The 5268-nt window shown below is 45.0% G+C and carries 4 protein-coding genes; 3 read left to right on the top strand and 1 reads right to left on the bottom strand.

Annotated features, from left to right (window positions below; all coding sequences use genetic code 11):
- Positions 1-512 precede the first annotated feature (512 nt).
- Positions 513-1943: an ammonium transporter gene (locus Q5691_RS27250; RefSeq protein ID WP_333348341.1), complete on the top strand. Its 1431-nt coding sequence runs from the start codon at positions 513-515 to the stop codon at positions 1941-1943.
- 124 nt (positions 1944-2067) lie between these two features.
- On the opposite strand, the gene Q5691_RS27245 is transcribed toward Q5691_RS27250, so the two are convergent.
- Positions 2068-2541 (bottom strand): GxxExxY protein, encoded by a 474-nt coding sequence (locus tag Q5691_RS27245; protein ID WP_333231255.1) that lies wholly within the window; start codon positions 2539-2541, stop codon positions 2068-2070.
- A gap of 92 nt (positions 2542-2633) precedes the next feature.
- Here Q5691_RS27245 and Q5691_RS27240 point away from each other — a divergent pair, with 92 nt between their 5' ends.
- Positions 2634-3842, top strand: coding sequence for a 4-hydroxy-3-methylbut-2-enyl diphosphate reductase (locus Q5691_RS27240; RefSeq protein WP_333210335.1), 1209 nt, complete (start codon positions 2634-2636; stop codon positions 3840-3842).
- 721 nt (positions 3843-4563) lie between these two features.
- Entirely contained in the window at positions 4564-5187 is a 624-nt protein-coding gene (locus Q5691_RS27235; protein ID WP_333348338.1) for a transposase, read from the top strand.
- The last annotated feature ends 81 nt before the right edge of the window (positions 5188-5268 follow it).

The raw sequence follows: 5268 nt of genomic DNA, 5'->3' as shown, positions 1-5268 counted from the left end.
CAGATTGCACTCACTTTTTTCACTTCTCTATTTTATTGTGATCGCATTCCTCTTTAAAAACTGTCCGGAGTATTGTAGTTAGAAAGATAAAGGATAAAGTAACCTTCTCCCCAACTCTCCCCCTCTCCTCCTCCGACTCTCCCCAACTCAAAACTCCCGCCCTCTCCTCAACTCCCCCTCTCCGATTACTCTGCGATCACTGGCTATGTCAAGTATCCACTGATAGATTAAGAAACATGATAGTTAGCTATTTAGTATAGGGTGATACAGAATAACTGTTTGTACAAATGGTGCAATCCAAAAGGCATAGACCATTAGATTGATAGTGGACGAATTAAGATGAGTCCGGCTATACGAAGGCGGGGGGTTGAGGATTGGGGAATTATCTATTGAAGATTTGTTCCGCTAAAACAGGGACTTAAAACCAAATAACTATTGCATCTAAAATCCTCACATCTAAAATCGGCTCGGTCTTCCCGAAAAATTGCTGAGTATGAAAAGGTACAACTAACGTGATCAAAAAAAGTTTAACGATCGGCATCATTGCACTGTGGGTGTTAAGCGTACCGCTGACAGGCACTGCCATAGCTCAAGATGCTGGTGCCGCTACTGCGGTGGCGCCGAATCCGATCGACAGCGGCGATACGGCCTGGATGTTGGTCTCCGCAGCACTGGTATTGCTAATGACACCGGGGCTGGCGTTTTTCTACGGGGGACTGGTGCGATCGCGCAACGTCCTCAACACCATGATGATGAGCTTAGTCATGATGGGACTGATCGGCGTCACCTGGACGCTGTGGGGCTACAGTTTAGCCTTTGATGTTTCCACTCCAGCGTCCGAAGGCTTTGGCAAAGGGATCGAAACCTTCATCGGCGGTTTCGACTGGATGTTCTTGAACAACGTCACGGCCGACAAACCAGATCCGATCGGCTACGCACCGACCATACCCCACCAAGTCTTCATGGTTTACCAGATGATGTTCGCCATCATCACTCCGGCCTTGATTTCAGGGGCGATCGTCGAACGGGTAACATTTAAAACCTATTTCTGGTTCGTACTGCTGTGGTCTACCTTCATCTACTCTCCTTTAGCCCACTGGGTTTGGGGTAGAGGCTGGCTGGGGGCGATGGGAGCTTTAGACTTTGCCGGCGGCACAGTCGTGCACATCAGTTCCGGTGTTTCTGCGGTTGTCGCAGCTTGGGTAATCGGGCCCCGCAAAGACCACTTGAACAAGCCCCACACCCCCCACAACGTACCCTACGTCTTGCTGGGAATTGGGCTGCTGTGGTTCGGCTGGTTTGGCTTCAACGGTGGTAGTGCTTTGGGCTCTGGTTCTTTAGCAACAGTGGCTTTTGTCACCACCATGATTTCAACAGCAGCAGGCGGTTTAACTTGGACAATCCTCGAATGGGTGCTCAGAGGCAAACCGACAGCAGTGGGAATTGCTAGCGGTTTCCTAGCGGGATTGGTGGGCATCACACCTGCGGCTGGATTCGTGCTGCCAGTGGGGGCGCTTTTGATCGGATCGATCACTTCGGTTTGCTGCTTCTTTGGCGTTAGTTTCCGGGCTAAGCTGGGATTTGACGACTCTTTGGATACCTTCCCGATTCACGGCTTAGGCGGAACTGTGGGTGCGATTCTGACTGGCGTGTTTGCGACTAAAGCGGTTAACGCTGCCGGAAATGATGGGCTGTTTGCCGGGAATCCGGGGCTAATCGTCACCCAGTTAGTAGGCATTCTAGCTACTTACGTGTTTGCGGCTGTCGGCACTTTTGTGATCCTGAAAATTTTGGAACAGTTTATGGAACTGCGAGTGCCGTCATCTGCTGAAGACAAAGGTTTGGATATTGACCTGCACGGGGAAGAAGCTTACGGTGAGGATTTTGCCGGCGGTTTCAGTTCGTTTGAATCGAGTTCTCCTTTTGCACCGAAGAAGGTTTGAAGCTGATTATTTGAATAAGTTCGATCGTGTAGAGACTCAGGTATCTGGTCTCTACGCTTTTTTTTGAGTTTTTTTAACGAACCGCGAAGACGCGAAGAGCGCGAAGAAGGAAGAGAAAAAAGGGTTAAGATGAAAGAATTATGCGTTTGATGCCTTCTTTGAGGATCGGAACGTTGAAGTTGATCAGAAGGCCTAGGGTGTTTTTGGTCATTTTAAGATAGGAGATAACTTGGGCTTCATGGATGGGAGCTAGCTTTTCAACAGCTTTTAATTCGACAATGAGGATATCGCCAACCAGAAAGTCTAATTGACCTTCGCCCACTGGATAACCTTTGTAGGTGATTGCTACAGGCTTTTTAGGGTGACAAGCTATCCCCCGCATCCGAAATTCAACTTCTAAGGATTCCTGATACACAGATTCTAAAAATCCTGGCCCCAAAAGCCGATGCACCTCAATAGCCGCCCCAATCACTCTATAAGCCAACTGTTCTAGCTGTTCGCCCAATTGTCTCATTCTTCTTTCTTCTTCCTTCGCGTCCTTCGCGTCTTCGCGGTTCATTTCTTCTTCCCTCTCATTTGTCGATCGTATAAATAGCATATCCCCTCTTCCCTACTGAGCCAATAAGCCCGATCGCACCCCAGGCATTCTAAAATCAAAGGTAATTAACCTAGATTTCTACTCGATACCGCATGGATACTAAAGCTTTTAAAAGATCGCTCCAACAATCGGAAAACTACCACCGCAAGGGTTTCGGACACGAAGCTGAGGTAGCTGGGGTGATGCAGACGGCTTATCAAAGCAGTCTGATCCAGCAAATTCGTGACAATAATTACAGACTGGAACGCGGCGCAGTTACGATCCGGCTGGCTCAGGCTTTTGGGTTTTGCTGGGGGGTGGAACGTGCTGTAGCTATTGCTTACGAGACTCGCCAGCATTTCCCCTCGGAACGGATTTGGATTACTAATGAGATTATTCATAATCCGTCTGTCAATCAGCATTTGCGCGATATGGAAGTTGGTTTTATTGCTGTTGAGAAGGGGCAGAAAGATTTTTCGGTTGTTGATAGCGGCGATGTGGTAATTTTACCGGCTTTTGGGGCCAGTGTCCAAGAAATGCAGTTGCTTAATGATAAGGGCTGCAAGATTGTTGATACTACTTGTCCTTGGGTTTCTAAGGTCTGGAATACTGTTGAAAAGCACAAAAAAAAGGATTACACTTCGATTATTCACGGTCAGTATAAGCATGAGGAAACTGTAGCGACGAGTTCTTTTGCTGATAAGTATTTGATTGTGCTGAATTGGCAAGAAGCTGAATATGTCAGCAATTATATCTTGCATGGGGGCGATCGCGCTGAGTTTCTTGCTAAATTTAGCAAGGCTTATTCTGCTGGTTTTGACCCAGATGTGGATTTGGAAAGCGTTGGTATTGCTAACCAAACTACTATGCTCAAAACTGAGACGGAGAATATTGGCAAGTTGTTTGAAAAAACGATGATGCGGAAGTTCGGGCCGGAGAATTTGAGCGAGCATTTTCTGAGTTTTAATACTATCTGCGATGCGACTCAGGAACGGCAAGATGCTATGTTGAGTTTGGTTGAGGAAAAGCTGGATTTGATGCTGGTGATTGGGGGTTTTAATTCTTCTAATACTACGCATTTGCAGGAAATTGCGATCGACAAAACTGTTCCTTCTTATCACATTGATTGTGCGGAGCGCATTTTACCGGGAAATCGGATCGAACACAAGCCTTTGGGGGGAGATTTGATCGTAACTGAAGGTTGGCTACCGGATGGTAAAATTGTAGTCGGCGTGACTTCGGGTGCTTCTACCCCGGATAAGGTTGTTGAAGATGCGATTGATCGCATTTTGGCGATGAAAGCAGCGGCTGCGATTATGTAATTATATTGTTTCTGCACTGCACTCGGAAGCATATTTTTCTCAGTGCAGGGCGAGTATCTCTTTGCGAGTGCGATCGAGCGTCTCGCTCGCAAAAAGATATCATTCTGATGTTCAACTAATTTCAATTCATTAATTCTTCCCCATTACCCGATCGCTCGCATTTCTGATTTCTGATACTATTCACCCGCGTCATCCCCTCTGTGAATTTCTCCCTGCCTCCAACAAATTATTTTTTAATAAAATATTAAAGATTCCCCTTTTTTTTGGGTAAAAAGCTTGACTTGGCTATTTTGATAATGTATTATTTAATAATGGGAATTATAGCAAAATTTCAATTTCTGTCACCACTCCCATTATTTAAATGATATCCCAAAAATCAACTTTAGTCAATAAGTAACAACTCTTTTCTTTGCGCCGCAATTTGAAACTGCCCAAGGAACACGAACGATACAAAAATCGATGCAAAAAAAGGCGAATTAAGCTTTGTAGGCTATCCTAGATTGTCTGGTGTCTGCGTGAATCACGAAACGCAAGAGAGCGATTTATGCCATCTCCGACTTAAGGGGGATGCGAGGCGGAGCGAGGCTAAATTAGAAACAAGATCGATCGCCTGGGGGGGTGGCAACCAGCCTGAAACCGAGAGGTGGTGAGGATTGAGCCAATCCGCTGCTCAAAAAAGATAGGCAGCATAATTGTTACACGCTTGCCTATCCAAAAAATAATGATACCAACATTTTACCAGACTCATTTAAAAAAACAACTAACATCAGCTCAGTTTCTTGTAATGACAACTTTGCTATCGGTGATGCAATCAGAAAAACAAGTGAGATTAGAACGACTGGCACGGGTATTCCCTTATCCAATTACAACGGAAAGTCGGCGCAGAAAACTACAAAGATTTCTGGATTTACCGAATTTAACTATCTCATTAATTTGGTTCCCATTAATTACTTATTGGTTGACCACTTATTGCCCCATTGGTACTCGTTTATCAATCGCCATCGACCGCAGTCAATGGGGGTGCATAAATCTCTTTATGGTTAGCCTGATCTGGGAGCGAAGAGCAATTCCATTATACTGGTCACTGTTGCCCAAATTGGGAAACAGTAGCTTCGAGTCACAGACTACCAATTTACAGCAAGTTTTACCATTATTTTCACAATATAAACTCATCGTTTTAGGAGACCGTGAATTTTGTTCTGTTGATTTGGCAAACTGGCTTAAGGAAAAGGGTGTGTCTTTTTGCTTAAGACTGAAAAAGAATCTTTGTATCGAAACAGAACATTTAGTTTGGCAACGGTTGGATGAATTAGGAATAAGCTGTTCGACATCTAAACTGCATTAACTAAGTTACCTTTGTTTTTGATTTTTCGGTTCCATTTCATAATTAATTCTCCTTCATTTAAAAGTTTATGTAACAGTGATT

Source organism: Microcoleus sp. w1-18aA5 (genome assembly GCF_036701705.1).
Taxonomy (GTDB): Bacteria; Cyanobacteriota; Cyanobacteriia; order Cyanobacteriales; family Microcoleaceae; genus Microcoleus.
Note: the sequence above shows the minus strand (reverse complement) of the source record. Positions and strands in the feature narration are given on the sequence as shown.